This is a genomic window from Mesorhizobium sp. M1A.T.Ca.IN.004.03.1.1, from assembly GCF_003997555.1.
Classification (GTDB): domain Bacteria; phylum Pseudomonadota; class Alphaproteobacteria; order Rhizobiales; family Rhizobiaceae; genus Mesorhizobium.
On sequence record NZ_RZTV01000006.1, the window covers coordinates 15,727 to 42,404 of the forward strand.

At 63.2% G+C, this 26,678-nt stretch carries 24 protein-coding genes and 3 pseudogenes; 15 read left to right on the forward strand and 12 right to left on the reverse strand.

Annotated features, from left to right (window positions below):
• The first annotated feature begins 17 nt into the window (after window positions 1-17).
• A complete protein-coding gene (locus EOD29_RS19870; RefSeq protein WP_095799243.1) occupies window positions 18-407 on the forward strand; it encodes a DUF305 domain-containing protein in 390 nt (129 codons plus the stop codon).
• Between the two features lie 93 nt (window positions 408-500).
• Window positions 501-1,346 (forward strand): aldo/keto reductase, encoded by an 846-nt coding sequence (locus EOD29_RS19875; protein WP_095799244.1) that lies wholly within the window; start codon window positions 501-503, stop codon window positions 1,344-1,346.
• Window positions 1,347-1,373: 27 nt separating this feature from the next.
• On the opposite strand, the gene mutS is transcribed toward EOD29_RS19875, so the two are convergent.
• Window positions 1,374-4,097, reverse strand: coding sequence for a DNA mismatch repair protein MutS (mutS, locus tag EOD29_RS19880; protein ID WP_245475371.1), 2,724 nt, complete (start codon window positions 4,095-4,097; stop codon window positions 1,374-1,376).
• A 253-nt stretch (window positions 4,098-4,350) separates the two neighbouring features.
• On the opposite strand from mutS, the gene EOD29_RS19885 reads away from it, so the two are divergent.
• The 4 genes from EOD29_RS19885 (at window position 4,351) to EOD29_RS19900 (ending at window position 9,173) form a co-directional block, all read left to right on the forward strand.
• Window positions 4,351-6,630, forward strand: coding sequence for an NADP-dependent malic enzyme (locus tag EOD29_RS19885; RefSeq protein ID WP_127247549.1), 2,280 nt, complete (start codon window positions 4,351-4,353; stop codon window positions 6,628-6,630).
• Between the two features lie 91 nt (window positions 6,631-6,721).
• The gene (locus tag EOD29_RS19890; protein ID WP_127247550.1) at window positions 6,722-7,156 is read left to right on the forward strand and encodes a hypothetical protein; all 435 of its coding nucleotides are present in this window, start codon (window positions 6,722-6,724) and stop codon (window positions 7,154-7,156) included.
• A 113-nt stretch (window positions 7,157-7,269) separates the two neighbouring features.
• Window positions 7,270-8,001, forward strand: coding sequence for a hypothetical protein (locus EOD29_RS19895; protein ID WP_127247551.1), 732 nt, complete (start codon window positions 7,270-7,272; stop codon window positions 7,999-8,001).
• Complete coding sequence (locus EOD29_RS19900; RefSeq protein WP_127247552.1) at window positions 8,001-9,173, forward strand: hypothetical protein; 1,173 nt, start codon at window positions 8,001-8,003, stop codon at window positions 9,171-9,173. The genes EOD29_RS19895 and EOD29_RS19900 overlap by 1 nt, the downstream gene beginning before the upstream one ends.
• Before the next feature lie 114 nt (window positions 9,174-9,287).
• Here the strand turns inward: EOD29_RS19900 and EOD29_RS19905 are convergent.
• From EOD29_RS19905 to EOD29_RS19915, 3 genes and pseudogenes are all read right to left on the reverse strand, one after another.
• Window positions 9,288-10,124, reverse strand: a pseudogene (locus tag EOD29_RS19905) (porin); the annotation flags it as partial.
• Window positions 10,109-10,783 (reverse strand): hypothetical protein, encoded by a 675-nt coding sequence (locus tag EOD29_RS19910; RefSeq protein ID WP_127247553.1) that lies wholly within the window; start codon window positions 10,781-10,783, stop codon window positions 10,109-10,111. The gene EOD29_RS19910 and the pseudogene EOD29_RS19905, both read right to left, overlap by 16 nt.
• A 250-nt stretch (window positions 10,784-11,033) precedes the next feature.
• Window positions 11,034-12,026 (reverse strand): adenosine kinase, encoded by a 993-nt coding sequence (locus EOD29_RS19915; protein WP_127217391.1) that lies wholly within the window; start codon window positions 12,024-12,026, stop codon window positions 11,034-11,036.
• Window positions 12,027-12,289: 263 nt separating this feature from the next.
• On the opposite strand from EOD29_RS19915, the pseudogene EOD29_RS19920 reads away from it, so the two are divergent.
• Window positions 12,290-13,191, forward strand: a pseudogene (locus EOD29_RS19920) (EamA family transporter).
• A gap of 152 nt (window positions 13,192-13,343) precedes the next feature.
• Window positions 13,344-14,054, forward strand: coding sequence for a sulfate transporter family protein (locus EOD29_RS19925; RefSeq protein WP_127247554.1), 711 nt, complete (start codon window positions 13,344-13,346; stop codon window positions 14,052-14,054).
• Window positions 14,055-14,124: 70 nt separating this feature from the next.
• On the opposite strand, the gene EOD29_RS19930 is transcribed toward EOD29_RS19925, so the two are convergent.
• From EOD29_RS19930 to EOD29_RS19950, 5 genes and pseudogenes are all read right to left on the reverse strand, one after another.
• On the reverse strand, window positions 14,125-14,937 hold the full coding sequence (locus EOD29_RS19930) for an oxaloacetate decarboxylase (protein WP_127247555.1): 813 nt from the start codon (window positions 14,935-14,937) through the stop codon (window positions 14,125-14,127).
• 74 nt (window positions 14,938-15,011) lie between these two features.
• A complete protein-coding gene (locus EOD29_RS19935) occupies window positions 15,012-15,869 on the reverse strand; it encodes a hypothetical protein (RefSeq protein ID WP_127247556.1) in 858 nt (285 codons plus the stop codon).
• Between the two features lie 174 nt (window positions 15,870-16,043).
• Window positions 16,044-16,695: pseudogene (locus EOD29_RS19940) on the reverse strand (HAD family phosphatase).
• Entirely contained in the window at window positions 16,696-17,181 is a 486-nt protein-coding gene (dut, locus tag EOD29_RS19945; protein WP_067324332.1) for a dUTP diphosphatase, read from the reverse strand.
• An 84-nt stretch (window positions 17,182-17,265) separates the two neighbouring features.
• Window positions 17,266-17,736 carry an Lrp/AsnC family transcriptional regulator gene (locus EOD29_RS19950; RefSeq protein WP_127247557.1) on the reverse strand — a complete coding sequence of 157 codons (471 nt, stop codon included), beginning with the start codon at window positions 17,734-17,736 and terminating at the stop codon, window positions 17,266-17,268.
• A 116-nt stretch (window positions 17,737-17,852) separates the two neighbouring features.
• Between EOD29_RS19950 and EOD29_RS19955 the strand changes: the two genes are divergently transcribed.
• The 4 genes from EOD29_RS19955 (at window position 17,853) to EOD29_RS37175 (ending at window position 20,462) form a co-directional block, all read left to right on the forward strand.
• Window positions 17,853-18,107, forward strand: coding sequence for a DUF6356 family protein (locus EOD29_RS19955; protein WP_067003741.1), 255 nt, complete (start codon window positions 17,853-17,855; stop codon window positions 18,105-18,107).
• Window positions 18,108-18,123: 16 nt separating this feature from the next.
• Entirely contained in the window at window positions 18,124-18,924 is an 801-nt protein-coding gene (locus EOD29_RS19960) for a class II glutamine amidotransferase (RefSeq protein ID WP_127247558.1), read from the forward strand.
• Between the two features lie 162 nt (window positions 18,925-19,086).
• Window positions 19,087-20,043 (forward strand): amidase family protein, encoded by a 957-nt coding sequence (locus EOD29_RS19965; RefSeq protein WP_245475372.1) that lies wholly within the window; start codon window positions 19,087-19,089, stop codon window positions 20,041-20,043.
• Between the two features lie 5 nt (window positions 20,044-20,048).
• On the forward strand, window positions 20,049-20,462 hold the full coding sequence (locus EOD29_RS37175) for an amidase family protein (RefSeq protein WP_245475379.1): 414 nt from the start codon (window positions 20,049-20,051) through the stop codon (window positions 20,460-20,462).
• On the opposite strand, the gene EOD29_RS19970 is transcribed toward EOD29_RS37175, so the two are convergent.
• Complete coding sequence (locus EOD29_RS19970) at window positions 20,456-21,529, reverse strand: FAD-binding oxidoreductase (RefSeq protein ID WP_127247559.1); 1,074 nt, start codon at window positions 21,527-21,529, stop codon at window positions 20,456-20,458. The genes EOD29_RS37175 and EOD29_RS19970 overlap by 7 nt on opposite strands.
• A gap of 67 nt (window positions 21,530-21,596) precedes the next feature.
• Entirely contained in the window at window positions 21,597-23,405 is a 1,809-nt protein-coding gene (locus tag EOD29_RS19975) for a winged helix-turn-helix domain-containing protein (protein ID WP_127247560.1), read from the reverse strand.
• Between the two features lie 204 nt (window positions 23,406-23,609).
• On the opposite strand from EOD29_RS19975, the gene EOD29_RS19980 reads away from it, so the two are divergent.
• From EOD29_RS19980 to EOD29_RS19990, 3 genes are all read left to right on the forward strand, one after another.
• A complete protein-coding gene (locus EOD29_RS19980; protein ID WP_127247561.1) occupies window positions 23,610-23,891 on the forward strand; it encodes a DUF4242 domain-containing protein in 282 nt (93 codons plus the stop codon).
• Between the two features lie 133 nt (window positions 23,892-24,024).
• A complete protein-coding gene (locus EOD29_RS19985; protein WP_095824295.1) occupies window positions 24,025-24,267 on the forward strand; it encodes a DUF1127 domain-containing protein in 243 nt (80 codons plus the stop codon).
• Between the two features lie 123 nt (window positions 24,268-24,390).
• Window positions 24,391-25,983, forward strand: a complete 1,593-nt coding sequence (locus EOD29_RS19990) for a peptide chain release factor 3 (protein ID WP_095780207.1) — start codon at window positions 24,391-24,393, stop codon at window positions 25,981-25,983.
• A 71-nt stretch (window positions 25,984-26,054) separates the two neighbouring features.
• Here the strand turns inward: EOD29_RS19990 and EOD29_RS19995 are convergent, their stop codons facing one another.
• Window positions 26,055-26,525 carry a VOC family protein gene (locus EOD29_RS19995; protein ID WP_127247562.1) on the reverse strand — a complete coding sequence of 157 codons (471 nt, stop codon included), beginning with the start codon at window positions 26,523-26,525 and terminating at the stop codon, window positions 26,055-26,057.
• Window positions 26,526-26,678: the final 153 nt, after the last annotated feature.

A 26,678-nucleotide genomic window follows, 5' to 3' on the forward strand; every position in this document is an offset into this window, starting at 1 on the left:
TCAACAGGAGATATTGGATGACCTTGGCCAAGAAGATTGTGCTGCTGCTGATGGCGGCGGGAATGCTGATCGCGGTGTTCCTCGAAAGCGTGCCCGCGCAATCGGACGAAATGAAGCACGACATGTCCGGGATGGCCATGGGCGCGGACAGCCCAGCAACCGCTGGCTACAAGGCGGCCATGGTCAAGATGCACAAGGACATGATGCTCAACTACACCGGCAATGCCGATGTCGACTTCGTCCGCGGCATGATCCCCCATCACCAGGGAGCCATCGACATGGCCAAGGTGGTGATCGCCAACGGCAAGGACCCGGAAATCCGCAAGCTCGCCGAGAACGTCGTCAAGGCGCAGGAAGCCGAGATCAAAAAAATGCAGGATTGGCTTGCCAAGCATCCGGTGAACTAGTTCCCCGCGCCGGAAATCCGGACGAAGGCGAGGACTTCGGCCTGGATTTTCGGCCATGCTTGTGCTGCGATCCAGCCTCACGCGGAGCGGGCCATGTCTTCTAAAATCAGAACCACTTTCCTGCCGTCAGGCGAAGCCGTTCCGGTGCTGGGTCAAGGCACGTGGAAGATGGGTGAGGACGGCCGGCGCCGCGCCGACGAGGCCGCGGCGCTAAGGCTTGGGCTGGATCTCGGCATCACGCTTATCGATACGGCGGAAATGTATGCCGGCGGCGGCGCCGAGGAGGTGGTGGCGGAAGCCATCGCCGGGCGCCGCGACGAGACTTTTCTGGTTTCCAAGGTGCTGCCGTCCAACGCCTCGCGCGCCGGCGTCAAGCGGGCCTGCGAGAACAGTCTGAAACGGCTCGCCACCGACCGCATCGACCTCTATCTGCTGCACTGGCCGGGCAGCGTGCCGCTGTCGGAAACGATCGAAGCCTTCGAGGCCTTGAAGGCGGCCGGCAAGATCCGCCATTGGGGCGTCAGCAATTTCGATACCGACGAGATGGAGGAACTGGTCGGCCTACCCTCCGGCGCCAACGTCCAGACCAACCAAGTCCTCTACAACCTCTCTCGGCGCGGTCCGGAATTCGACCTCGCGCCCTGGAGCCTTGAGCGCGGCATCCCGCTGATGGCCTATTCGCCGGTCGAGCAGGGCGCGCTGGCGCGCAACGCCAGGCTCGATGCCGTTGCCGCCCGCCACAACGCCACGGCGGCGCAGGTCGCGCTCGCCTGGGTAATGGCGCAAAAAGGCGTCGTTGCCATCCCGAAGGCCAGCCGGCAGGAGCATGTCCGCCAAAATGCTGCGGCGCTCGACATCGTCCTAACAGCGGAAGACCTTGCCGAACTTGACCGCGCCTTCCCGCCGCCGACGCGCAAGCGCGGGCTGGAGATGATCTAGGCGCGCTCGCAATGACGCTGGAAAGCCTTATTTCGCCGCCAGCCCCTTCAGCCTGTAGAGCGCCTCCAGCGCCTCCCTTGGCGTCATCTCGTCCGGATTGATCGCGCCCAGTGCTTCGCCCAGGACATCGTTCTTCGCCGGCTTCGGCGCTTCGCGCTTCACCGCCACCGAAAACAGCGGCAGATCGTCGACCAGCCGGTTGGTCTTGCCGGAAACTTCGCCTTCCTCGAGCTGGTGCAGCACTTCCTTGGCGCGCGCCACCACCGCTTCCGGCAGTCCGGCGAGCCGAGCTACCTGCACGCCGTAGGAACGGTCGGCGGCACCCTTGCCGACCTCGTGCAGGAAGACGACGTCGCCTTCCCATTCCTTGACCCGCATGGTGACGTTGGAGAGCCGCGAAAGCTTGCCGGCCAGCGCCGTCATCTCGTGGAAATGCGTGGCGAAGATCGCACGACAACGGTTTTTTTCATGCAGATATTCGACCGCCGCCCAGGCGATCGACAGACCGTCGAAGGTCGCGGTGCCGCGGCCGATCTCGTCAAGGATGACCAGCGCCCGCTCCCCGGCCTGGTTCAGGATCGCCGCGGTCTCGACCATCTCGACCATGAAGGTCGAGCGGCCGCGCGCCAGATCGTCCGAGGCGCCGACGCGCGAGAACAGCCGGTCGACGACGCCGATATGGGCGCTTTCGGCCGGCACGAAGGAGCCGGTCTGGGCAAGGATGGCGATCAGCGCGTTCTGCCTCAGGAAGGTCGACTTGCCGCCCATGTTGGGCCCGGTGAGCAGCCAGATGGCGCCGGCCTTTGCTCCGTTTTCAGGCGAAAGATTGCAGTCATTGGCGACGAACGGGCCTTCGCCTGACCGCCTGAGCGCCTGTTCGACTACCGGGTGGCGGCCGCCGGCAATCTCGAAGGCGAGGCTGGAATCCACGACCGGCCGGCACCAGCCCTCGCTCTCGGACAGTAGCGCCAAGGCCGACGACACGTCGAGGACTGCAAGTGCCTCGGCGCCGGCGCGGATGCTGTCGGCCTCGCTCACCACTTCCGCCGTCAGCCGATCGAAGGTGGCAAGCTCGATGCTCAGCGCCTTATCGGCGGCATTGGCGATCTTCGATTCCAGCTCCGCCAGTTCCGTCGTGGTGAAGCGCATGGCGTTGGCCATGGTCTGGCGATGAATGAAGCGCGCCTTCGCAACGTCGCTGCCGGTCATGATCGAATGATGGTTGGCCGTCACCTCGATGTAGTAGCCGAGCACATTGTTGTGCCGGATCTTCAGCGAGCGGATGCCGGTCTCCTCGATCAACGAGCGCTCCAGCCCGGCGATCACCTTTCGCGACTCATCGCGCAGCGCCCGCATCTCGTCGAGTTCGGCATTGTAGCCTGACCGCACGAAGCCGCCGTCGCGCCTGATGAGCGGCAATTCGTCGTCGAGCGCCTCGCCGAGATGGCGGGCGAGCGCCTCGGGCAAGCCATGGATCGCCGAGAGCGCCGCGGCGAGTTCGGCGGGGAGCGCCGTCGTCGCAAACAGTGCGGCGATCGCGCCCGCGGCCTCGAAGCCGGCGCTGAGCGCGCCAAGGTCGCGCGGGCCGCCGCGGTGGAGCGCCAGCCTGGAGAGCGCCCTCGGCATGTCGGCGACACTTTTCAGGCTCGTTCGCAATCCCTGGCAAAGCCGAGCTTCGGCGCGAAAGAACGACACCGAATCCAGCCTAGCGGAAATCAATGCCGGGTCGGTCAGCGGCGCCATCAGCCGGTCGGCGAGCAGTCTCGCCCCGCCCCCGGTCACGGTCCGGTCGATCGCCTTGAACAGCGAGCCCTCGCGGCTGCCGGATAGCGTGCGCAGGAGTTCCAGATTGGCGCGCGTCGCCGGGTCGATGAAAAGCGTCGAGCCGTTCTCCTCGCGCTCCGGCCGCGACAGCGGCGGCCGCTCGGCCTTCTGCGTCTTCTCTACATAGGCGATGGCGCCCGAGATCGCCGACAGCTCGGCACGCGAAAAAGTGCCGAAACTGCCCGGGGTCGCCACCTCGAAGAAGCGGGCGATGCGACCCGTGGCCGACGCCGAATCGAACAGCGACGGCGGCTGCGGGTTGGCGACCCGGCCGAGCACGTCGAAGACCGGCCGCAGCTCCGCGTCATGGAACACCGGCTCGGCGACGATCAGCTCGCGCGGATCGACGCGGAAAATGTCGGCAAGCAGCCGTTCGGCCGAGGTTTCAGCCACCCGAAACGCGCCCGTCGAGATGTCGATCCAGGCAAGCGCGAAACTGCCTTGGCTGGCTGCATTGCCGCCCTTCACTCGCCCCAGCGCCATCAGGAAGCTCGACTCCGAGGGTGCAAGCAGCTTGTCCTCGGTGATGGTGCCCGGCGTGACCAGCCGCACCACGTCGCGGCGCACCACCGATTTCGAGCCACGCTTCTTGGCTTCCGCCGGGTCCTCGATCTGCTCGCACACGGCAACGCGGAAGCCTTGCGCGATCAGCTTCTGCAGATAATCGTCCGCCGCATGCACCGGCACGCCGCACATCGGGATGTCGTGGCCCTGGTGCTTGCCGCGCCGCGTGAGCACGATGCCGAGCGCCTGGCTCGCCTTTTCGGCGTCGTCGAAGAACAGCTCGTAGAAATCGCCCATGCGGTAGAACAGAAGCGAATCCGGGTTCGCCGCCTTGATCTCGATATACTGCTCCATCATCGGTGTGACGCCGCCCATGGTGGGCGCCGGCGTCGTCGTTTCCTGGGCGTCGGTATCGGTCGGCATGTGCATGTTCATGCCCGAACGCTAGCAGATGTGGCAGGGCGGTTTAATGCCGGAGGCTCGAAAAGCAGGGGAAAGCGCGAGCCATGCTGCCAGCTCGCCGTCAATCGGTCCGCCGCATTGCCGGCCTTCTGCGTTGAAGCAGCTTCGCCCGGCTTGTCGGTTTACAGTCGCCGCGTGTAGCCTTAATCGGTGGGAACCATAAGCAAGCAGCCGTCCCAAGCGGTGCCGCACAGGCGAGGAAATCAAAAGCATCATGGCCAGGAAAACCGAAAGCAGCGGGCCCTCCGTCAGCGCGCAGGAGGCGCTCGAATTCCACGCCATGGGTCGGCCGGGCAAGCTGGAGATCGTCGCCACCAAGCCGATGGCCACGCAACGCGATCTGAGCCTCGCCTATTCTCCGGGCGTCGCCGTTCCTGTGCGCGCAATCGCGGAGGATCCAAGCCGCGCCTTCGACTATACGACGCGCGGCAACATGGTCGCCGTCATCTCCAATGGCACTGCAATCCTCGGTCTTGGCAATCTCGGCGCCCTGGCTTCGAAGCCGGTCATGGAAGGCAAGTCGGTGCTGTTCAAGCGCTTCGCCGATGTCGATTCGATCGACCTCGAAGTGGCGACCGAGGACGCCGACGAGTTCATCAACTGCGTGCGCTTCCTCGGACCTTCCTTCGGCGGCATCAATCTCGAGGACATCAAGGCGCCGGAATGCTTCATCATCGAGCAGCGGCTCCGCGAGCTGATGGACATCCCCGTCTTCCACGACGACCAGCACGGCACCGCCATCATCTCGGCTGCCGGGCTGATCAACGCGCTGGAGATCACCGGCCGAGACATGAAGACCACGAAAATGGTCTGCAACGGCGCGGGCGCAGCGGGCATCGCCTGTATCGAATTGATGAAGGCGATGGGTTTTTCGCCGGAAAATATCATCCTGTGCGATACCAAGGGCGTGGTCTTCCAGGGCCGCACCGAAGGCATGAACCAGTGGAAGTCGGCGCATGCGGTCAAGACCGAGGCGCGCTCGCTCGCCGAGGCGCTTGACGGCTGCGACGTCTTTCTCGGGCTTTCCGCCAAGGGCGCGCTGACCCCCGCCATGGTGCGGTCGATGGCCAAGAACCCGATCATCTTCGCCATGGCCAATCCGGATCCGGAGATCACGCCCGAGGAAGTCGGCGAGATCCGCACCGACGCCATTATGGCGACCGGCCGCTCGGATTACCCGAACCAGGTCAACAATGTGCTGGGCTTTCCCTACATCTTCCGCGGCGCGCTGGATGTCAGGGCCACCACCATCAATGACGAGATGAAAATCGCCGCCGCACGCGCCCTGGCCGAGCTGGCGCGCCAGGACGTGCCCGACGACGTCGCCGCCGCCTATCAGGGCAACCGGCCGAAATTCGGCCCCAACTACATCATCCCGGTGCCCTTCGATCCGCGCCTGATCTCGGCGATCCCGCTTGCCGTGGCCAGGGCCGCGATGGAGTCCGGCGTCGCCCGCAAGCCGATCCTCGATCTCGACCGCTACGCGCATGAGCTCTCCGCCCGCCGCGATCCGATCGCCTCGACCTTGCAGCGCATCTACGACCGCGTCCGCCGCCAGCCCAAGCGCATCGTCTTCGCCGAAGGCGAGGAGGAGCAGGTGATGCGCGCCGCCGTCTCCTATGTGAACCAGAGGCTGGGCACGGCGATCCTGCTCGGCCGCGACGACGTCATCAAGGAGAATGCCCGCAACGCCGGCATCGAGCTCAACAAGCAAGGCCTCGAGATCATCAATGCCAGGCTGTCGCGCCGCAATGGGATCTACACCGACTATCTCTACGAACGTATGCAGCGCAAGGGCTTCCTCTTCCGCGACTGTCAGCGCCTGATCAACAACGACCGCAACCATTTCGCCGCCTGCATGGTGGCGCTGGGCGACGCCGACGGCATCGTCACCGGCGTGACCCGCAACTATTCCACCGCGCTCGACGACGTGCGCCGCGTCATCGACGCCAAGCCGGGCCACCGCGTGATCGGCGTTTCGATCGTGCTGGCAAGGGGCCGCACCGTGCTGGTTGCCGACACCGCCGTGCACGACATGCCGAATGCCGAGCAGATCGCCGACATCGCCGAGGAGGCGGCCGGCTTTGCCCGCCGCATGGGCTACGAGCCGAGGATTGCCATGCTCGCCTACTCCACCTTCGGTCATCCGCAGGGCGAGCGCTCCGAGCGGGTGCAGGAGGCGGTGCGCATCCTCGACAAGCGCCGCGTCGACTTCGAATATGACGGCGAGATGGCCGCCGACGTGGCGCTGAACCCGCGCGCCATGGCGCAGTACCCGTTCATCAGGCTGACCGGTTCGGCCAATGTGCTGGTCATGCCCGCCTTCCACTCGGCCTCGATCTCGACCAAGATGCTGCAGGAACTCGGCGGCTCGACCGTCATCGGCCCGCTGCTGGTCGGTCTGAACAAGCCGGTGCAGATCGTCTCGCTCAACGCCAAGGACTCAGACATCGTCAACATGGCGGCGATCGCGGCCTATACGGCGGGAGCTTGAATAATATTTCTCTTAATACTATTTGCGATGTCGAACCGTCGACAGTCTATTTTTAGACATAATATGTTTTGCAAGTGAATTAGGAGTAGCGATGTCCGGCACCTATGACAAACTGTCCAAGGCTGGTAAAGGCGCATGGGTTGTACATCACGGACAAAAAGCGTCTGGCACGATGGGGGCTGGCGCACAATTTCCAGCATTGGAGGTCGCGGGAAAGGCGGCAGCGCTATTGTCGCAGTTTGCCGGTACGGATCAAGCGGTTCTGGAAAAAACGCGCGTAGATGCCTTGGCTGCGGCCGCTGGCATCAACCCAAAGATGGAACTTCCGACCCTTGTGGAAATGTTGAAACGGCGACGTGTTATTGACGTGGGCGCCACGGGGGATGTCGAAGTTATCGGCTTGACAAGCTCGGCCACAGTTCAGCATGCGTCCGATCTGTTTGAGGCCGAAAACCCGACTCGTGAAGAACGTGCCACAATTGCACTTGCAGAACTGACCTCAAAAGCTCCACTTGAACAAATATAACGCAACAGCTAATTTCTGACGAGTTCAAAATCACGTCTGATAGGACGATTGATTTTTTAAAGGTTTCGGAAAATATTGGATTTGTTGATGCGGAGGGCAGCGGAAGCTCAAAATTGTATTTCAACGGGAACCTATTCAGACGGGACAATCTGTCAAAGGTTAAAAAAGTTATAGATTCGCTATCGTCAACAGATCAGGCGAAGGTAATTGAGCTTGACGGTATAATAAACCGTATTGGCTGTATTTCTGTTGAAAAGGCGGAATATATTCTAGGGGACAGTCTGCTGGAGAAATTGAAGGCCGCTGGGATGTACGACATCAATCATGTCGCTAATGCTTCTGGTGAATATGGTTTTGTCACCAAGCCAGCCGCGTTCCACAAGTTCAACGATCCGATGGCAGATGATGCATTTGACCTCGCGAAAGCGCTTGTGGCCGCGCTTACATATGGCATGACCCAGAGTTCTTCTGGCCGGGGCAAAATCGAGTTTATTCGATTGCTCCTCAACAAGCTAAATTCCGGAAAGCCAGTTGGTCCAGCCACGGCGATCGGAGAAGATTATCGCATCTTGGAGATGAGGGGGGTTCTGAGGGTCCAGAAGGCTTCGGGCTACGGATACATTATGACGCTTCTCAAGCGAGACATCGGAGAAATGGCCTTGGCCGTACTGACGACGGGCGAGACCGCGTCAGTTAACTCGTTGAATCAGATTCTTCCAGGATCGATGACTGGGTATGTGGGGCCCGAGAAATCGCGTTCCGACTTTCGTAGAAAGCAGGCGGCGCCAAGTAAGCGCATGACTGAAGACGTACTCCAGGCGTTGCGACAGCAAGGAGGCTTCTAATGGCTGCTAGCCGTGGAGCGAAGGGACAAGAGCTGGAGGAGAGCCTAAAGGCTTACTTCTGGCAGGCCGGTTATTTTGTTGTCAGGGGTCTCCCTTACCAACTTGACGGGGAAGACGTGACGGACGTGGATTTGTGGCTCTACGAGCGTCCCGCTGCGTCAACTCGTAGACGCATCATCGTTGATATCAAGAACAAGAAATCGCCCAAAGCAGCCGAGCGGGTGGTTTGGACTAAAGGGCTTCAGGCGGCTCTGGGGGTCGATGGTGCGGTTGTGGCGACAACTGACAGCCGTCCCGCCGTTCGACGACTTGGAAAAGCGCTTGGCTTACAAATCTTGGATGGCGACGCGGTTTCAAAAATTGTGCAAAGCGACAAATTGAAGGTCGCAGATCAGCTTTCACTCGACGATCTAAATGCTTTGGTGCGACAGATTGATAATCAGAGGCGTTCTAGTGAGTGGCGCAACACCTTGCATAGTGCTCGAGCATCCATGATAACAGGTATCGGGGTCCAGTCTGCCAACAGGAATCTGGCTGCGAGCGCTTTTTTTGCCGAACAGACGGCGCTTGCCCAGCCGTCATCCGGGCAGGCCTTGGTTGGGTTAAGGCTTTTCTATCTAACCTCAGCGCTTGCTGCCATAAGTCTTGATTTTGTGTTGGCTGACCAAGCGTTTAGATCTCCGGAAGAAAGAAAAAGTATTATCGTAAATGCGATTAGATTTGGACAATCTGAGGCGGTAGCTTCGATGCCCATTGTAAGTGCGGCGATTAGCTTAGCTAGAAAGTATGCGGAAAACGGTCAGGCTACGGCAAAGCAAATAGAGTATGGATTCTACCAAGACGCAGATAGGATACCGGCAGAGTTCATCGCGGAGTACTTGGCGAAAATCGCTAGAGCCGACACGCTTTTTAACGTGGCTAGAGAAGTAGAGCGCGCATCGATTTCAGTGAACGTCCCGGGTTACGATGCTCTTAGCGTCGAGGCTCGTTCGGTTTTGGGGGTTTTTCTGGATTTTAATGGTATTTCCCGCGAAAGAATCGCATTGGCACTTCCATCGCGAAACGGCCAATCGAAGATCGCGGGACAACCAGACCTTGGTTTTTTTGAAGGTGCGCGGGAAGATATTGTTAAGGACACGGTAAATACGCCGAGCACGGAGCAGCAAAAGTGACTTCCGTGATTTGGCGATTAGCATAACGCGGAGCGATCTGCTTTCACCATCGCTGACAGCACAAAAGGCCCGTGGCGATGCCGCGGGCCTTTCTGTTTGGGTCGCAGCTTTCGATCAGCAATTGCGCTGGAAGCGGACGATGCCGCCGACGCTGTCCTTCTTGTCGGCCTTGGTCCAGTTGCCGAACGGAGTGCCGTCGTAGAAGTGGCCGAAGTGGTTCCAGTCGACTTCGGTCGTGATCGTGTAGCCCGGCACGATGGTGTAGGCGACGTTCGCCGCCAAAGCGTAGTTCTTGTCGTCGTCGGCCGAAGCCTGGAGATTGAACGCCGTCTTGTCGTTGAACTTGTAGGTGCCGCCGCCCCAGACGGCCCAATTGCCGCCCCACGGCTTGTAGAAGCCGCGGCCATGGCCGTCGATGGCGTTGCCGGCATCGTCGCTCAGGTTGTCGTCGGTGCCGTAGCCGGCCATGACGAACAGCGACAGTTCCTTGCTCACATTGACGTCGAGGCGAACCTTGCCGGCCACTTCCTCATAGTTGCTGTCATAGGCGACGACGCCGGTGATCGCACCCCAGTCGCCCTTGTACTTCAAGCCGCCGACGACGTGAGGAACGTAGCTGTCGATCGTGCCGGTCACGCCGGAGCCCTCTTCGAGCGAGATGACGCCCGAGAAGCCGCCGTCCACATCGAAGTAGTAGCTGACGACGTTGGTGTCCTTGACGCCGTACGGAATGATCGTGTCCTGGATGACATTGCCCGCGTAACCGATGAACTGGTCATAAGGCGTTTCGTCCTTACCGACGCGCAGGCCGCCGAGCTGGACCCAGGCGAAATGCAGGTCGGGCGCCTTGTTGGCAGCGGGGTTGGTGTCAACCTTACCGTTGGAGGTGACCAGGTTCTTGTCACCGAAGTTGAAGCGCGTTTCGGTGTAGGTCTTCAATGTGCCGAGCTCTCGCGCAGCATTTCGATGGGGATGCGGCCATCCAGCTCGGGGCAGGGATGAGCGAGCCAGAACCAGGCCAGTCTCGGATTGGTGATGGCCGCCAACACCTCGCTTATGCCGGGGGCCGGCCTGCCGTCGATGAACTGGGCGAGCGGGAAGACATGCTTGCGGCCGCCTTTGCGCAGCGCGACGACCTCACCGCGCCTTTGCCAGCGGTGCAGCGTCGAGCGAGGTATGCGGAACTTCTCTTCCAGATAGGTCGAACCTGCGACCTCGCCGGCCCAGTCTTCGATCAGCATCGACTGCAGCTCGGAGACCAGCTCGGCAAAGGGCCGGGCGATGGGCTTGCCGGCCCCGATCTTCGGATTTTCGTCCCTGCTGCCTGCGTCGCGCGGCTCGGCGCGCGCGATCTTCTCCGCCATCGCGCGGAAGAATTCGGAGGCGAGCCCGGTCCAACTGCCCTTGAAGGAGGTGATGGCAAGCCGCTGCGCCTGCGGCAGGAACGGAAGGGCGGCGGCAACACCGCCGGCCATCGCGGTGGCGCAGATCAGCGCCTCCGCCTCCATTAGGACGCCATGCTGCATCAGAGCCTGTCGCACAGCCTCGGCCACAAGTTCGGCCAAGGCGTCTTGCGAAGTTCCTTCAGGCGGATTCTGAAATCTGGTCATGCATCTGTCTTGCGCGTCGCGCTTCTCCCAAACTGTGCCGTCGTTGAACGGCTACAGCGGAAAGCGGCTATCGCAATGGCGACGGACGCAGCGACCGTGAAGGTTGCTGTCTTGCATTTTTGACACCCCAACTGCTGCGGCCGTCCTGAAATGTCAGTCGCAGAACGCCCAATGTGCCTCTAGGAGCGATCTATGACAGCGGCGCGACAGCCGGGTTCATTTGGCGCCCGACCGGGATGACGCGGCGGAACTAAAGCAGGCCCGCCTGTTCCGCTTCGCGGCGCAGATTCTGGCGCGGTCGCGGGCCGATCTGCTGGATAACCAGCCCGGCCGCCAGCGAGCCGAGGTCGCCGCAGTCTTGGAGGCTGCGTCCGGTCGTGTATCCATAGAGGAAACCGGCGGCATAGAGGTCGCCCGCGCCGGTCGTGTCGACCAGTTCCTTGATCGTGGTCGCGCGGATAGTGACGGTCTCGTCGCCCCGCACGATCACCGAGCCCTTTTCCGAGCGGGTGACGGCGGCGATCTTGCAATCCTTGCGTATCGCCACCAGCGCGTCCTCGAAGGAAGCGGTCTGGTAGAGCGACTTGATCTCGTGGCTGTTGGCGAAGACGATGTCGACCGTGCCGGAGCGCATCAGATCGAGGAACTCGTCGCGGTAGCGGTCGACACAGAAGGAATCCGACAGCGTCATCGACACTTCGCGCCCCGCCGCATGCGCCAGCCTCGCGGTCTGCCGGATCGCTTCCTTGGCGCGCGGCGGATCCCACAGATAACCCTCGAAATAGGTGACCTTGGCGCCGGCCGCCTTGTCGGCCTCGACGTCCTCCGGCCCCAGCTCGACGCAGGCGCCGAGATAGGTGTTCATCGAGCGCTCGCCGTCCGGCGTGACGAAGATCATCGAGCGAGCCGTCGGCGGCTCGCCTTGCAGTGGCTTAGTGTCGAAGGCCACGCCCTGGGCGCGGATATCATGGCTGTAGATGTCGCCGAGCGCATCGTTCGACACCTTGCCGAAAAAAGCGGCGCGGCCGCCGAAGCTCGCCACGCCCGCCGCCGTGTTGCCGGCGCTACCGCCTGAAGCTTCGATCGCCGGTCCCATGCGGCTGTAGAGCAGCTCGGCGCGCCTAGTGTCGATGAGGTTCATCGCGCCCTTGATGATGCCGTTGGTTTCCAGAAAGGCCTCGTCGCATTGCGCGATGATGTCGACAATGGCATTGCCGATGCAAAGCACGTCATATTCCGGCATCAATGTCTCCGCCAACGACTGTCCGGCTTTCTGCCACGCCGGCCGCGCGCGGGTCTAGCGGCTCGCAGCCGCTTTGCCTACCCCGAAAATCGGCACAGGTTTCCGCTTCGCCGACTTCCGGCCGGTTGCTGCGGCAGCCGTCGCGCCGAACTGGACCATATCGTTAGAGGCGACGGCGGCTATGGTTGGAGCGTCATCGAAACATCTAAGCCGCGGTGTGAGCTAGAACGGACCGTCGAAACAGGCTGAAGGCGCGAAATCCCATGTCCGATAAGACCGAGATGACGACCGAGCTGGCGCTGCTTGGCCTGCTGGCGGTGTTGTGGGGTGCCTCCTACACCTTCATCAAGATCGGCGTCGAGACGATCCCGCCGGTGACCTTCATCGCCGGGCGCACGCTGATCGCCGGCGGCATTCTGCTTGGCCTCATCCGCTGGCGCGGCCTTGTCATGCCGCGGGAGGTGGTCATGTGGCGCCGCTTCATGTTCCAGGCCTGCCTCAACAGCGTCATCCCGTTCACGCTGATCGCCGCCGCCGAACGTTCGATCGACGCCGGCCTTGTCACGATCCTCAACGCGACGTCGCCGATCTTCACCTTTCTGCTGACGGCGCTGATCACCCGCCACGAGCCGGTGACATTGCGCAAGCTGGTCGGCGTCGGCGCCGGCATCGCCGGCATTTGCCTCATCGTCGGCACCGAGGCGCTGGGCGGCATCGGCCATCAGCTCTGGGCGCAGCTTGCGGTCGTCGCCGCCACCGTCTGCTATGCGGCGCCGCCATTTTCGGCCGCAATTTCAGAGGGCTCGACCCGATGGTGCCGGCCGCCGGCTCGATGATCTGCGGCGCCGTGATCCTGATTCCCTTGAGCCTCGTCTTCGACCGGCCCTGGACGTTGACGCCGTCGACGGCGTCGATTCTGGCGCTCTTCGGGCTTTCGGTCTTCTCCACCGCGCTCGCCTTTTCGATCTTCTTCCGGCTCATCCACACGCTGGGCTCTGTCGGCACCACCTCGCAGGCCTATCTGCGCGTGCCGATCGGCGTCGGCATCGGCGCCGTCTTTCTGGGCGAAAGCCTCGGGCCGAGCGCCTGGTTCGGCATGGGCTTCGTCGTCGTTGGCGTCGCGGCCATGACCATCCCGGCCAGACTGGCCAGGCTTGCGCAATAATGCATGTCGCCCAAAAGTGCATGGCGGTTTTGGGAGGACGACATGCATCGAGACAAACCTAAGGCGCGTCGACGCGACGCGCTTTAGTTGCGCCGCTTAGCAAGCCGGCCTATCTCGGGATCGTCGCTCCTCTGTAAGGGCTTGGACCTGCCGTGATCCTCGATGCCGCGCGCGCTGCCGCCAGCCGGCTGTTCTCACCTGAATTCCGCTCCGTCTTCCTGAAGACGCTGGGCCTGACGCTGCTCGCCTTGGTGGCGCTGTGGTTCGGCATCGAGAGCCTGCTCGAATGGCTGGCATGGCCGTGGCTGCAGACATTTGTGCCCGGCCTGCCGTCCTGGGCAGGATGGCTGAGCGGCATCATCGCCGGCATCCTGTTGGCAATGGGCATGGCGCTGCTCGTGGCACCCGTGACGGCAATCGTCGCCGGGTTGTTCCTCGACGATATCGCCGAGGTGGTCGAGCGCACCGACTATCCCGGCGATCCGCCCGGCCGCGCCGTGCCGTTGCTGCAGTCGCTGGCGCTGGCGATAAAGTTCTTTGGCGTCGTGATCCTCGGCAACATCGTCGCCCTGCTGCTGCTCCTCGTGCCGGGCATCAACCTCGCCGCCTTCTTCATCGTCAACGGCTATCTGCTGGGCCGCGAATTCTTCGAGTTCGCCGCCATGCGCTTCCGCCCCGAGGCCGAAGCCAAGGCGCTGCGCCGGAAGTATGCGGGCACGGTATTCCTGGCCGGACTGCTGATCGCGGTCTTCCTTGCCGTGCCGCTGCTCAACCTTTTGACGCCGCTCTTTGCCGCCGCCATGATGGTGCATCTGCACAAGGCGGTTTCGGCGCGGGACCCGGTCCAGCGCAAAAGCGCGTAGCGGTTTTTCGTCCGGAAATGCGCAACAAGGGGATAGAGCGGTTCGGTGTTTCCGTGAAACGCTGAACGCTCTAATCCTGCTCGGTACCGCCCCCGCGGAACAGCGCCTGCAGCTTGCCGAACGGCATCGCCGAACGGGTGAAGCCGAAGGTGCCGTCCTGCTGGATTTCCCGCGCAGCGGTTTCCAGCATGCCAAAGGCGAAATTCGTCAGCCATGGCCCGAGCGAGACGCGTTTGACCCCGGCCGCGGCAAGGTCGGCCACGGTGAAGCCGGGCCGCGCCATGACATTGACCGGCTTGCTGACCGCGGAGCAGACCGTCCGCACGGTGTCGATGTCGCTCAGGCCCGGCGCGTAGAGCACGTCGGCGCCGGCTTTCTCGAAAGCCTGCAGACGCTTGATCGTGTCGTCGAGATCGGTCTTGCCCCAAAGGAAATTCTCGGCCCGCGCGGTGAAGACGAAATCGTGCTTCAAGGCGCGCGCCGCCTCGGCGGCCGCGGCGACGCGTTCGACTGCATGCGAGAACTCGTAGATTGGATACTCTAGATCGCCCGTATGGTCCTCGATCGAGCAGCCGGCAAGGCCCGCGGCTTCCGCCGCGAAGATGGTTTCTGCGGCCTGCTCGGCGCTGTCGCCCTTGCCGCGCTCGAGATCGGCCGAAACCGGCAGGTCGGTTGCCGCCGTCACTTCGCGGCAATGGTGGATCATGGCCTCGAACGTCACCGCGCCGTCGGGCAGGCCGCGCGAGAAGGCGAAGCCGGCGCTGGTCGTGGCCAGCGCCTTGAAGCCGAAGGAAGCCAGAAGCTTGGTTGTGCCGACATCCCAGGGATTGGGCATGACGAAGGTCGAGGCGTGCAGATCGCGAAAAATCTTGGCCTTGTCCATGGCGGGTCCTCAATCATGGGTCGTGGGGGGAATTTATCGCGGTCGCCCCGCTCGGGCAAACGAATGCGCTCGGCTTAGAAGCGTTTCTCGTTCTCTGCTGACAACCGTTTGAGGGCGTCTGAACCCGCCACGTAGCGCGACGTTTTCTTATCCCAATGATAGATGGCTGAAATGTCCTTCGAGGACGCCTCGGGCGCCTCATCGTCGCAGCTTTCGCCGCTTGGTATCGTGGCGTCGGTCACCGTCACCTTGACGGCTGCATGCGGCCGGCCGTCGGCAACGGCCTTAAAAGCGATGTCCTGCTTGCGGCTGTAGGTGCATAGCCTTTCATCGAACGTGTAGATCATGTCGATCAGTTCGAACTTGTCGTTGCGCACCATGATCAGCGGCGTGATCACATAGCCCTGGCTGGAATTGAAATGCGTGCTCATGGTGATGAGGATATCGTCACCGGCGCCGACCGACAGTTTGTTCGGTTCGCGAAAATAGGTGCTGCGATCGACGGCGACATTGACCGCGTCGAGCAGCGCCGGCTTGCCGCCGGTCAGATCGTAGAGCGCCAGCACCGCATAGCCCTCGGCGCTGTCGGGAGAGTCGCCGAGATCGAACAGCATGGTCAGCCGGTCCTTGCCGCCGGCCTTGATGGCAAGCACCGCAGCATTGGGCAGGCTTGACGTTTCAGGCGGCGAGCCACCGCTGTCCGGACCGGCGACGTGGCGCATTTCGATCGGCAAGCCGCCGCGGTAGAAGCCGTCGGCGTTCAACGCCAGATCGGGGATGACCATCCTGGCGAGGTCGAGATAGGTGACGTCCTTGTGGCCCGGGATGGCGCTGGCAAAGTCCGGAAAGCTGACATTCTCCGCGCTCGCCGGGCCCCAAAGCCATGACAGAAGCACAAGAGCGAGGGCGAGGCGAAGCAGGGTGAATTTCATGGGGTGGGAGCCGCCGGCTGTTTGACGGCTGCACGCTAGCACGGAAGATTTCGCCGAACAGCCCGGAGCAATTCCAGGAAGAATGTGAAACAGTTTTCCGTCCGGAATTGCGTAAAAACAAGTAGCTGGAGCGGGTCGGCAATTCGACGAAAGCGGAACCGCTCCAGTGTCCGATCAAAGGATCGGCACCAGTCCTGCGAGGTCGCGCATGTCGTCGAACAGGACGCCGCCGGCTTCCGCCAGCCCGTCGCGGTCCGAGAATGGATCGGCGTGATAGGAAAACACGCGCATGCCGGCGGCAATGCCGGCCTGGGTGCCGGCGACGCTGTCCTCGATGACGATGCAGTCGGCCGGCGCGAAGCCCATCGTCTTTGCCGCATGCAGGAAAAGGTCCGGGAACGGCTTGCCGCGCCCGACCATGGTCGAGGAAAACATGGCGTGCTCGAACAGCGGCAACAAGCCGGTCTGCCCGAGCGTGATATGCATCTTCGAAACCCGCGCCGACGAGGCGACGCAATAGGCAATACCGGCGGCGCGCACCTTTTCGATGAAATCGCGCACGTGAGGGATCGCCTCGACGCCATGCGCGAATAGATCCGGCAGGCCGGCGTTCCAGCGTTCGACGAAGTCGGCGCCGAGCCGGGCCTCGGTCGCCTCTTCGATCTCTTTCCACCGAGGCCATGCTGCGGCCCGAGAAGGTCTTGCGGCAATATGTGATTTGAAAGCCCGCTTCACAAAGCCAGTCGGCGAGGCGCCGATTGGCAAGGTTCTCGGTGTCGACCAGAACCCCGTCGCAATCGAAGATGACCAGTTTTGGGACGTGCATCTAGGCGGTGCCGGTCGATCCGAAACCGCCGGCGCCGCGCGCCGTGCCGCCGGCGAGCGCCCGTTCTTCGCTGGCCACCTGCGTGACTGCCGCAAACACGATCTGCGCGATCCGCATGCCGCGCGTCACCGCGAAGTCCTCATCGCCAAGATTGACGAGCAGCACTTTCACCTCGCCGCGGTAATCGCTGTCGATGGTGCCGGGCGTGTTGAGCACGGTCAGCCCATGTTTGAAGGCGAGGCCGGAGCGCGGCCGCACCTGGCCTTCCATGCCTTCCGGGATTTCCACGATCAGCCCGGTCGGCACCAGCGCGCGTTTTCCGGGCAGGATAAGCAGCGGCCGGTCTTCCGGCACCGCGGCTCGCAGGTCCATCCCGGCCGCGCCCGCGCTTTCATAGGTCGGCAGCGGCAAGCCCTCGCCATGCGGAAGCCTGACGAAACCGACGGTGGGGCCGATGACGGAGGAAGGATAGACAGCCGTGCGCATGAGCCCATTCCTATCGGCGCGGCTGCCGATTCGGTCAACCCGGCCGCGACGCTATCAACGCCTTTCTTTCAATGCGGTTCCGCGTCAGCGCAACTCCACCGGAACGACGGTCGTCTCCTTGATCTCCTCCATGACGAAGGAAGCGGAGACGTCCGACAGCGGCACCTTGGCGATCAGCCGCTGATAGAGCCTGTCATAGGCTTTCACGTCGGCGACGCGGGCTCTCAGCACATAGTCGAGGTCGCCCGACATACGGTAGACGCCGGTGATCTCGGCAAAGCCCGACACCGCCGCCCGGAATTTTTGCAGCCAGTCCGGGTCATGGTTCGACGTCCGGATCAGGATGAAAACAGAGAGGCCGAGTCCAAGCTTGTCGGCATCGACCAGCGCCACGCGCCCGGTAATGACGCCCTCCTCTTCCAGCCGCTTCACGCGCCGCCAGCAGGCGTTGCGGGACAAGGCCACGCGCTCCGACAACTGGTCGACGGAAAGCGTGCCGTCGCGCTGCAGCTCGGCCAGCAATCTCCGATCGGTTTCGTCGATATCAAACGCCATTCTTGGGATGAATGTCCCAAAATAGGGCTAGACACAAGGACAATTTGGGATCGATGAACCTTCGTCTCGTGGCAGGATACTCAATATCGGGGCTCATCCCAGCAGGAGGGATCACCATGACGACGCGGTTTTCGGCGCTCTTTACGTCTCACCCGGCCAAGGTTGGCGAGACCTATTTCGGCCATATGGCCTTCGCCGCCTGGTTCTGCTCTCGCCTGTCGATGGCCGCGGGCGCCGCCCTCGTTCACGCTTTCTTGCCATTTCTGTTCGAGACTACTGCCAGCCGAATCGTCCGTGAGCTCTATGAGCGCACGAACAACAGAGGCTCACACGCGGTGAAGGAGCCTCAGGCTCTGATGGATCGCGCCTGATAAATGGTGGAATGCGATGTGCCGGTGGGCGGCCTATCTCGGTGAAGCGGTCTTCCTCGAAGACATCGTCACCTCGCCCTGCCACTCGCTGATTGCCCAGAGCCACTGCGCCCAGGAGGCCAAGTCGCCGACCAATGGCGACGGTTTTGGCCTCGCCTGGTATGGCGACCGTCCCGAGCCCGGCCTTTACCGCGACATCCTGCCGGCCTGGTCGGACCCCAATCTGAAAAGCCTCTGCCGGCAGATCAAATCAGGCCTGTTCCTCGCTCATGTGCGCGCCTCCACCGGCGGCGCGACCAGCCGCATGAACTGCCATCCCTTCGTCTCCGGCCGCTGGTCGTTCATGCACAACGGCCAGATCGGCGGCTTCGAGAAGATCCGCCGCGCGCTTGAGAATTCGCTGTCGGATGCTGTCTTCGACCAGCGCGAAGGGACGACTGATTCCGAACTCTTCTTCCTGCTGATGCTCGACGAAGGCCTGTCCGCCGACCCGCAAGGCGCGGTAGCCCGCGCCACCAGCCGCGTTCTCGAGGCTTCGCGCCGCGCCGGTCTCGAACCCTCCCTGAAGCTGACAGCGGCATTTTCCGATGGCGAGGCGCTCTACGCCGTGCGCTACGCCACCGACGGCCAGGCGCCAACGCTCTATACCGGCGCATTCGCGAGCCGCGCCGGCCGCTGCATCGTCTCCGAACCGTTCGACCGCGACGGCGGCGAATGGCAGGCGATCCCGCCGTCGAGCTTTGTCACCATGACAAGGGACGGCACAAACATCCGGCCGTTCGCGCCGACCGTTGCTAAGTTCGCGTTGGCCGTCTAGCTCCAAACGTAGCGAAGGTCGCGGGACAGCGCCGCCCTGACCACAGGTGGGCGCAATTTCGATTAAGCACCGCTGTCCTAACAATGCTGAGTTCGGCTTGAAGCCGCGCTCTCATCCGCCATGTTCAAGGCGCAGCGCGGCAAGCAGCCGGAGTGCAGCATCATGGACATCGGATTTTCCTCGACTACCGAACTCGCGGCAGCAATTGCCCGCCGGAGAATCTCGGCCGTGGAGGCGCTGGACGCGCATCTGGCGCAGATCGACCGGCATAACGAAGCTCTGAACGCCGTCGTCCTCCTCGATCGGGAAGGCGCGCTTCAGCGTGCCCGAGAAGCCGATGCGGCACTGGCCCGCAGCGCCGCGCTCGGCCCGCTGCACGGCGTGCCGTTCACGCTGAAGGATGCGCACGAGACCGCTGGCATGAAGACGACGGTCGGCTTCCCGCCATTTGCCGACAACGTTCCCAAGCAGGACAGCCCTGTGGTTGCCAGGCTAAAGAGAGCCGGCGGCGTGCTGGTCGGCAAAACCAATGTCGCCACCATGCTGGGCGACTGGCAGTCTGACAATCCGCTGTTCGGCCGCACCGGCAACCCATGGGATCCGTCGCGCACAGCGGGCGGCTCCAGCGGCGGCGCTGCCGCTGCGGTTGCTGCGGGCATGACGCCCTTCGAGGTCGGCACCGACATGCAGAGTTCCATCCGCTTGCCCGCCGCCTTTTGCGGCGTCTACGGCCTGAAGCCGACCGAGCATCGCGTCTCGCTGGCCGGCGCTTTTCCCGACCCGGGCGGCATTCCGCGCAGCGTCCGCTTGATGTCCTGTGTCGGGCCGATTGCTCGCAATCTGGAGGACCTGGCGCTGATTTGCCGGATCATTGCCGGTCCGGACGGCGGCGATACCGATCTGGCGCCGGTGCCGGTTGATGCGATACCGACGCTCGAGCTGAAATCGCTGCGCATCGCCTTCGCCGGCACCTTCCGCAGCTTTCCGGTGGCCGCCGAGATCGGCGCGCCGCGGTCGAGAGATTGGCTGCTAGGCTGGCTTCCGCCGGCGCGCACGTCGAGGAAGCCAAACTGCCGAAGCTCGACCTGCATGATGATCTCACCGAGGGCGGCAAGTTGATCGGCATGATGCTGGAGGCAGCGCAACCGGAACCGCCGGAACAGCCTGCGCCGGTGTCGCGCTGGTTCGCGGCGCTCGCTCGCCGCGACCGGTCGATTCTTGCTTGGGAGCGGTTCTTCGAAAGCTGTGATGCCTTGCTTTGCCCGGTCGCCATGACAACGGCCTTTCCGCACTGCAAGCCAGGCAGCGCGCTGAAGGTCGACGGCAAGGACGAGAGCTATTGGATGCTGCCGGCCTATGGCGCGGTCTTCAATTATTCCGGCCATCCGGCGCTGGCGATACCAGGCGGGCAGGACAGCAACGGGTTGCCCATCGGCCTGCAACTGGTCGGCAAGCGCTGGTCGGAGGCGAGACTGCTCGGCGTCGCTGCGGCGATCGCGCCGCTGACCGACGGGTTTCGCCGGCCGCCGGGCTACTGAGCGAAGCGCGACAGCGCATAAGGCGCGAGCAATGGATCGCGCTCGCCATCGAGGATTTCGCGGGCCGCAAACAGGCCGATGGCGGGTGCCAGCGTGATGCCGGAATGGGTGACGGCGACATAGAGGCCGCCTACGCCGTCGGCGCGGCTGACAATTGGGAAACCATCGGTCGGAGTGGGACGATAGCCGACTGTGTGGAAATCGTACTCCAGCCCGTCGGCGCCGCGCAGCATCGCTTTCACCGCTTCGAAAAGCTCAAGCGCGGTTGCCTCCGGGTTCTCGCCCGGATCGCCGCCGCCAAAATCCGAGCCGGCGATGATCCGGCCATCGGCCGTCTGCCGCATATGCAGCCTCTCGGCCAGCACCAGGCCGTTGAGGAGCTTCCTATAGGGTCGCGAATGCACGATCAGACCGGGCGGCGTCTTGATCGGCAACTGGACGCCTGCCGTCGCGGCGATCGCCGGAGCGCCGGCGCCGGCGGCGATCACCACCTCGTCGGCGGCGATGGTTTCACCCGCAACGACGACGCCGCTCAGGCTGCCGCCGGATACAGTCAGTGTATCGACAGTCCCAGTAATAAGCCGCGCGCCGCGCCGTTCGGCGTCCGCCAGCAGCGCCGTTGCGGTCGCCACCGGCTCGGCCACGCCTTCCTCGGCGACATGAAGCGCGAAATCGGGAAGCTCGGTCAGGTTGGGCTCGATCCGCGCCGCCTGCTTGCGGCCGACCGGCTCGATGCCGTAGCCCCAGGACGCATGCTCGGCCGCATAGGCTTTGAGCTTGTCCGCCGGCAGGTCCCAGCACAGGCCGCCGCACCAGGCAAGCGGCAGGCCCGGCAGATCATTCGCCAAGCGTTTCCATTCGGCCATGGCCCGGATGCGCAGCCGGAAATAGGTCTCCGGATTGCCCCAGCTTGCGTTGATCCAGGCGAAGGAATTGGGCGTCGCGACGCCGCCGGCGCCGCTTGTCGAGACGACCGTCACCCGCGCGCCGGCCTGCGCCAGGTGCCAGGCGATGGAAGCGCCGACGATGCCGGCGCCGATGACGATGATTTGTTTCGCGCTGCTCATGTCATGACCTTCAGAGGAGATTTCCCCGTCATGCCATCGCGCCGGCCAGACCTCAAGCGAGAAGCGGCTACGCGCTCCCCACCGCTATCTTCTGCGTCCCGGCAAGCAGGCCCGTCAACTCTTCGCAGCGCCGCGTGAGCCGTGAAGAGTCGACCTTCTTCGCTAACGCCAACGCTGTGCCGAGCTCCAGCTCCGCGCCGGAACGATCGCCGAGCTGGATGAGCAGCGCCGCGAGCGCAAGCCTGGCATCGGCGACATTGACCGGCGAGCCGACCTCGCTCCAGCGCGAGCATGCGGTCTGCAGCTCCCGAACAGCCTCGGTGGGGCGGTCTTCCCGTATGAAAAGTTCAGCCTTGGCCTCGGCGGACAGCGCCCGGATGGAGGCCATCGGCCAGCGCTGCGGCTGGCTCTCCAGCTCGGTGATAACTTCTTTTGCGCGCTCGAGACGATTGGTGCGCGCCGCCACCTTGGCGAGAGTGGCAAGGACCATGCCTCGCCGCTGCAGCGTCGGCCAGCCGTTTCCGACCAGGGAGCGCTCGAGAGCGCTGAAGGCGGCCTCGGCCTGGCCTTGCTCCAGCTGCAGCAGCGCCAGGCCGGGCTGCGGATCCCAGCCGGCGGCATGGGACGCCCGATAGGCTGTTTCCGCCTCCGTGAGATCTCCGGCAGCCAGATGAATGTCACCCAAGACACGCAGCGCATCGCCCGTCGCCCAGGGGGCGTCGACGGCGAGCTGGTCGAGCGCGGCGCGTACCAGCGCCTCAGCCTCCTTCAGCGTGCCGTGAACGCCGAGCACTTCGGCGCGATGCAGCCGGCAGGAGCCCGACAGATCCTCAAGCCCATGTCCCCTGCACCAGTCCTCATAGCCGAGGGTCCATTGGTTGGCCCTCGCCCAGTCGCCAAAATTCCGGCAGGCCCAAAGTATGTTGCAGTAGAGAATGCCGCCGACGACCGGGTCCACGTCGCTGGAGAGGCCGAGCGCGGCGGCGAAATCCTGGTCCTCCTGGCCGGATTTGGTTTCACCGAGGCAGAGCTTGAAAAAGCCGCGATAGATCAGCCCGAGCGACTCCACGACCGGATCTTCGAGATCCCTGCCAACCGCGAAAGCCTGTTCGGCAAGCGCAAGCGCCTGCTCCGGCTCGGCTTCCGCGCCCATGATGCGCGCTCCCATCCAGCACCACAGGCCGTGCTCCCTGCTGTCGGTTGCGCCATCGATCAGCTGCGCCGCCCGCTTGTGCCAGCCCTTGGCGACGGCAAGTTCCCCTCTCTCCAGATGAACCCTGGCCAGGCCGATTGCCGGGGACGCCGCTCGCAAGCGCTCGCCGGCCACGCCGTAGGCAGTCACCGCGCGCGCCAGAAGCGGGATGGCTTCAGCCGGGCGCCCCATGCACTCCAGCGCAAGTGCCCATTCCTCGAGATCAGCCGTCAGCAGCTCGCCAGCGGCGTCCGCTTCGGTGAAGCAGGCTGCGGCCTCGTGCCATTTTCTGACAGCAACAGCTTCGCGTGCCGACAGAACCGGTGAACCGGGGCTCGAAAGCTTGCCGCCCGCGCCGGCCGGCCCGTTCGCCGAAATGGGCGGCAGGTCGAGGCAAATCCGGTAGCCGAAGCGGGGCAGGTTGCGCAGCGCCGTTTCCATGCCGCCCTGGCGAAGAACGCCGCGGGCAAGGCTAGCCACGCGCTGCAACGAAGCTTCCGTCACCGTCACGCCCGGCCATAGCGTTTCAAGCAATTCGTCTTTGCTCATGGCCCGGTCCCGGTGCCGCAGCAGGATGGCGAGGAAATCGAAGACCAGGGGCTGCACCTCGATCTCGCTTCCGGCGAGACGGAGGGCGCGAGCGTCCTCGTTAAGATCGAAGTCGCCGAAGCAATAAGTTCCCATCGGCAGCAATCCTGTAACGGCAGTAGGCAAAGGATCGGAAGAAGATAAGGACGGCGTAAGGACTGTCGGCCGCCTCTTGCGCAATTCTCCGTCTGCCCGGCGAGCCAAGCTGCAGTTTAGCTCAGCGGCCCCGGGAATGTCACCGGCACCGAATCTTTTCGAGCGTCGGGAGGCATTTGAACCTAAGATCAAGGAGATTGCGAAATGCAGAAATACATCATCGAACGTGAAATTCCCAAGGTCGGCACCTTCGAGCGCGAGCAACTTCGCGACGCCTCCAAGGCCTCGAATGCCGTTCTCGCCGAGCTCGGCCCGGACATTCAGTGGGTCGAATCCTTCGTCGCGGATGACAAGACCTTCTGCGTCTACCTCGCCAAGGACGAGGCGATCATTCAGCGCCACGCCAAGATGAGCGGCTTCCCGGCCACCAAGATCACGCAGGTGAAGCGCCTGTTCGATCCGACGACGGCATACGTTGGCGCCTGATGGAGAGATCGATCGTGAAGTGCCTTGCAGGCGAGTTGCGAGCACGATCGATCCTGATCTTCTGTCGGCCAAACCTTCGGGAGGGCCAGTCTGGCCCTCCCGATTTCATCATTCCAACAGAGGAGGATAAACTATGACCATCCTTGGACAGGAGCTTGCGGCCAACCACTCCGCGCTCGGACGGTTCCTCGTTGCGATCTTCGAAATCTGCCGTTCCGGCGGAGGCGTGCTTGCGCGCATCCTGCGAAATCGCAGGGGTCGGGCCACGCTGGACGAATTGCCGGACTATCTGCTGCGCGACATCGGCATCGAGGGGGCGGAGATACGTTTAGCTACCCGGTTGGGCCGCCAGGACCGTCATCGCGAGCGAACCTGAACGGCCTAAGGTTCCTGTCAGGCCACATCGACTACGCTGTTCGGCGGTGCCAGTCTGCCCGAAACTGTCGACACGCCCAAAATGCGCTGCTAGAAGCCCGCGCCACAGACAGGATTCCAAAAATTGGCAGAAGACATCGAACAGGCGGTATCGCGCCGCCGCACTTTCGCGATCATCGCCCACCCCGATGCCGGCAAGACCACGCTCACCGAAAAGCTGCTTCTGTTCGGCGGTGCCATCCAGCTTGCCGGCGAGGTCAAGGCCAAGAAAGATCGCATCCAGACCCGGTCCGACTGGATGAAGATCGAGCGCGAGCGCGGCATCTCGGTCGTCACCTCGGTGATGACCTTCGAATATGACGACAACGTCTTCAACCTGCTCGACACGCCCGGCCATGAGGATTTCGCCGACGACACCTACCGCACGCTCTCTGCGGTGGATTCGGCCGTCATGGTCATCGACGCCGCCAAGGGCATCGAGCCGCGCACGCTGAAACTGTTCGAGGTCTGCCGGCTGCGCGACATCCCGATCATCACCTTTGTCAACAAGATGGACCGCGAGAGCCGCGATCCGTTCGAAATCCTCGACGAGATCGAGCAGAAGCTGGCGCTGGACACAGCACCGGTTACCTGGCCGATCGGCCGCGGCAAGACCTTTTCGGGCACCTATCACCTGGCGCAGAACGCGGTGCGCCGGAGCGATGACGAGAAGGAGCGCACGCCCGTAAACGGCCCGGATTCCAACCGCGTCGCCGGGCTTTTGCCGGAAAACGAGCGCAACGACTTCATCGAGGAACTGGAGCTCGCTCGGGAAGCGTGCAGACCGCTCGACATCGACGCCTTCCGCGAAGGCCATCTGACGCCGGTCTATTTCGGCTCGGCGCTGCGCAATTATGGAGTGCGCGACCTGATCGAGGCGCTCGGCGCCTACGGGCCGCCGCCGCGGGCCCAGGCAGCCGATGAACGCACGGTCGAGGCGACGGAGGGGAAGATGACCTCCTTCGTCTTCAAGATCCAGGCCAACATGGACCCCAACCATCGCGACCGCATCGCGTTCGTCCGCGTCTGCTCCGGCAAGCTGGAGCGTGGCATGAAGGCCAAGCTGGTGCGCACCGGCAAACCGATGAGCCTCTCGGCGCCGCAATTCTTCTTCGCCCGCACCCGCGTCACCGCCGACGAGGCCTTCGCCGGCGACGTCGTCGGCATACCCAATCACGGCACGCTGCGCATCGGCGACACGCTGACCGAGGGCGAGGAGATCCTGTTCCGCGGCGTGCCGAACTTCGCGCCGGAAATCCTGCGCCGTGTCCGCCTCGGCGATGCGATGAAAGCCAAGAAGCTGAAGGAAGCGCTGCATCAGATGGCCGAGGAGGGCGTCGTGCAGCTGTTCTCGCCTGAGGACGGCTCGCCGGCCATCGTCGGCGTTGTCGGCGCGCTGCAGCTCGATGTGCTGAAGGAGCGGCTTAACATCGAATACACGCTGCCGGTGGATTTCGAGATGTCGCGCTTCTCCGTCTGCCGCTGGATCTCGGCCGACGACAGGGCGGATGTCCAGCGCTTTATCGAGGCGCATCGCGGCGACATCGCCCGCGACCTCGACAACGATCCGGTCTTCCTCGCCCAGCACGCCTTCTCGCTCAACTACGAGGCCGAGCGCTGGAAAGCGATCCGCTTCGCCGCGGTCAAGGACTATCAGGTCCGCGACAAGGCGGCGTGATTGTGGTGAATAGTGAATAGTGAATAGTAGTCGGGCACCCTCACCATTTACCATTCACTATTCACGCGTAATCACCCCTTCGCCGCTTTCTCGATCGTGGCGATGTCGATCTTGCCCATCTGCATCATCGCCGACATCACGCGCCCGGCCTTCGCTCTGTCGGGGTCCTGAAGCAGGCGCGGCAGTTGCTCCGGCACGACCTGCCAGGAAACGCCGAACTTGTCCTTCAGCCAGCTGCAGCGTCCCGGTTCGCCGCCGCCTTCGGTGAGTCTGGCCCAGAAATAATCGACTTCTTCCTGCGTTTTGCAGTCGATCGACAGCGACATCGCCTCGGTGAACTTGTATTGCGGCCCCCCGTTGAGGGCTTGGAACTGCACCCCGTCGAGCTCGAACGAGGCGACCAGAACCTGGCCTTCCTGGGGATGGCCCTTGGGCCAGCGCGTGACGCTAAGCACCTTCGAATTCTTGAAGATGGCGACATAGTGGTTCATGGCCTCCTCGGCCTGGCCGTCGAACCAAAGGAAGGTGGTGATCTTCTGCATATCTTGCTCCTCCGACTTGTTCAGGTTGGCTCATCATCAACGGCGCGCCGGCGATTTGGCGCGGCTTTCGTACCGTCTGCCTCAAGGACGGCTCGGCGCGGCGCGATCCGACAGCATTTTTCAAATTTCCTGAAGAATCGTGGCGCAGCGCAA

Excerpts from the sequence above, each read along its gene's own strand:
- EOD29_RS19870 (WP_095799243.1), top strand. The coding sequence starts at position 18 with ATGACCTTGGCCAAGAAGATTGTGCTGCTGCTGATGGCGGCGGGAATG.
- EOD29_RS19875 (WP_095799244.1), top strand. The coding sequence starts at position 501 with ATGTCTTCTAAAATCAGAACCACTTTCCTGCCGTCAGGCGAAGCCGTT.
- mutS (WP_245475371.1), bottom strand. The coding sequence starts at position 4,097 with ATGCCGACCGATACCGACGCCCAGGAAACGACGACGCCGGCGCCCACC.
- EOD29_RS19885 (WP_127247549.1), top strand. The coding sequence starts at position 4,351 with ATGGCCAGGAAAACCGAAAGCAGCGGGCCCTCCGTCAGCGCGCAGGAG.
- EOD29_RS19890 (WP_127247550.1), top strand. The coding sequence starts at position 6,722 with ATGTCCGGCACCTATGACAAACTGTCCAAGGCTGGTAAAGGCGCATGG.
- EOD29_RS19900 (WP_127247552.1), top strand. The coding sequence starts at position 8,001 with ATGGCTGCTAGCCGTGGAGCGAAGGGACAAGAGCTGGAGGAGAGCCTA.
- EOD29_RS19910 (WP_127247553.1), bottom strand. The coding sequence starts at position 10,783 with ATGACCAGATTTCAGAATCCGCCTGAAGGAACTTCGCAAGACGCCTTG.
- EOD29_RS19915 (WP_127217391.1), bottom strand. The coding sequence starts at position 12,026 with ATGCCGGAATATGACGTGCTTTGCATCGGCAATGCCATTGTCGACATC.
- EOD29_RS19930 (WP_127247555.1), bottom strand. The coding sequence starts at position 14,937 with ATGGACAAGGCCAAGATTTTTCGCGATCTGCACGCCTCGACCTTCGTC.
- EOD29_RS19935 (WP_127247556.1), bottom strand. The coding sequence starts at position 15,869 with ATGAAATTCACCCTGCTTCGCCTCGCCCTCGCTCTTGTGCTTCTGTCA.
- dut (WP_067324332.1), bottom strand. The coding sequence starts at position 17,181 with ATGCGCACGGCTGTCTATCCTTCCTCCGTCATCGGCCCCACCGTCGGT.
- EOD29_RS19950 (WP_127247557.1), bottom strand. The coding sequence starts at position 17,736 with ATGGCGTTTGATATCGACGAAACCGATCGGAGATTGCTGGCCGAGCTG.
- EOD29_RS19955 (WP_067003741.1), top strand. The coding sequence starts at position 17,853 with ATGACGACGCGGTTTTCGGCGCTCTTTACGTCTCACCCGGCCAAGGTT.
- EOD29_RS19960 (WP_127247558.1), top strand. The coding sequence starts at position 18,124 with ATGTGCCGGTGGGCGGCCTATCTCGGTGAAGCGGTCTTCCTCGAAGAC.
- EOD29_RS19965 (WP_245475372.1), top strand. The coding sequence starts at position 19,087 with ATGGACATCGGATTTTCCTCGACTACCGAACTCGCGGCAGCAATTGCC.
- EOD29_RS37175 (WP_245475379.1), top strand. The coding sequence starts at position 20,049 with ATGATGCTGGAGGCAGCGCAACCGGAACCGCCGGAACAGCCTGCGCCG.
- EOD29_RS19970 (WP_127247559.1), bottom strand. The coding sequence starts at position 21,529 with ATGAGCAGCGCGAAACAAATCATCGTCATCGGCGCCGGCATCGTCGGC.
- EOD29_RS19975 (WP_127247560.1), bottom strand. The coding sequence starts at position 23,405 with ATGGGAACTTATTGCTTCGGCGACTTCGATCTTAACGAGGACGCTCGC.
- EOD29_RS19980 (WP_127247561.1), top strand. The coding sequence starts at position 23,610 with ATGCAGAAATACATCATCGAACGTGAAATTCCCAAGGTCGGCACCTTC.
- EOD29_RS19985 (WP_095824295.1), top strand. The coding sequence starts at position 24,025 with ATGACCATCCTTGGACAGGAGCTTGCGGCCAACCACTCCGCGCTCGGA.
- EOD29_RS19995 (WP_127247562.1), bottom strand. The coding sequence starts at position 26,525 with ATGCAGAAGATCACCACCTTCCTTTGGTTCGACGGCCAGGCCGAGGAG.